Consider the following 1183-nt stretch of genomic DNA (forward strand, 5'->3'; position numbering starts at 1 on the left):
GGCCTGGGCAAAACCACCGGCTGGATTCACCGGGCGGCACTGAAGATGAAAAACGTTGAAATGCTCTCGGACGTGAACTACGAACGTATCGGTGAACAAGACTCAAGCCTGGGCCTTTTCATCACCTTTGGCGAGAAACACCAGGACGGCACCGTGCTGGCCGTGGACAACATCGTACTGTGCGCCGGCCAGGAACCCTTGCGTGAACTGCTGGCGCCGCTGCGTGCGGCTGGCGTCAAGACGCACCTGATTGGCGGCGCGGATGAGGCGAGCGAGCTGGATGCCAAGCGGGCGATTGACCAGGGAACGCGGCTGGCGGCGAGGCTTTAACTTGCTATTTAATAAATAGCTTCTTACGCCCGCCCAATATGAGATACAGGCCTTTTTAATGCTTTAATCTGGTATGAATCCGGCCTTGAACTTGAGTTCGTCTTCAAGCAACTCAAGCGTGACCAATTGCCCCATTTTTTGGTCCGTCAGCCGGCAAGCGGCAAACAGGCTGTAGTTGCCCTTGAAGTTGTAGCTTTCCAGATCAATCAGCATATAGGGGTAAGGCACAAAAACCTCATGGACAAAAATCGTCCGGTGCCGGTTGCGCGGCGAGGGGTAAAGCATGTGCTTGTCAGTGGTGATGCTCTTTGCTGTGGCCATGGGGTTTGTTCGCCTGTCGGGTTTATGCTCCAGCACGGGGCTGTAAGCTCTACCCCTATTCTCATGCATGGAAACTTATGACCGAGCGCCATTTAACCCCCGGCAAAGAACAGATTGAACTGCTCGAACCTTTCGAGCGCCTCGCCCTGGGGCAAATCCAGGTGATCTCAACGCCGCAGCAAGCCGACAGCGCGCTGCAGGAACTGGCCGGCGCGACGGCCCTCGGGTTTGACACCGAGTCCAAACCGACCTTTGCCAAAAATGAAGCCTCCCTCGGCCCCCATATCGTGCAGCTCTCCACGCTGCACAAAGGCTATGTCTTTCAGCTGGAGGACGCAGAGTGCCGCCGCGCCGTGGCGGTGTTGCTCGAATCCAAAATCGTCATCAAAGCCGGCTTTGGACTGGGGGACGACCGCAGGCGCATCATCAGCAAACTGGGCGTGGACCCGCAGGGCGTGCTCGACCTCAATACCGTGTTCCGGGAACGCGGCTACCGCAAAGACATGGGCGTGCGCGGCGCCGTGGCGGTGAT

2 protein-coding genes and 1 pseudogene are annotated in these 1183 nt (G+C 57.7%); 2 read left to right on the top strand and 1 reads right to left on the bottom strand.

Annotated elements, in window-relative coordinates; translation table 11 throughout:
- Positions 1-330, top strand: a pseudogene (fadH, locus tag Q8K05_RS14155) (NADPH-dependent 2,4-dienoyl-CoA reductase); the annotation flags it as partial.
- Positions 331-393: 63 nt separating this feature from the next.
- Here fadH and Q8K05_RS14160 read toward each other — a convergent pair.
- On the bottom strand, positions 394-651 hold the full coding sequence (locus tag Q8K05_RS14160; protein ID WP_305247278.1) for a hypothetical protein: 258 nt from the start codon (positions 649-651) through the stop codon (positions 394-396).
- Between the two features lie 77 nt (positions 652-728).
- Here Q8K05_RS14160 and Q8K05_RS14165 point away from each other — a divergent pair.
- Positions 729-1183: 3'-5' exonuclease domain-containing protein 2 (locus Q8K05_RS14165; protein WP_305247279.1), on the top strand; the 455-nt coding region annotated here is incomplete at its 3' end.

It is taken from the genome of Polaromonas sp., assembly GCF_030682935.1.
GTDB lineage: Bacteria > Pseudomonadota > Gammaproteobacteria > Burkholderiales > Burkholderiaceae_C > Polaromonas.

Bases quoted from the DNA above. Each gene is read 5' to 3' on its own strand.
- Q8K05_RS14160 (WP_305247278.1), bottom strand. From the start codon at position 651: ATGGCCACAGCAAAGAGCATCACCACTGACAAGCACATGCTTTACCCC.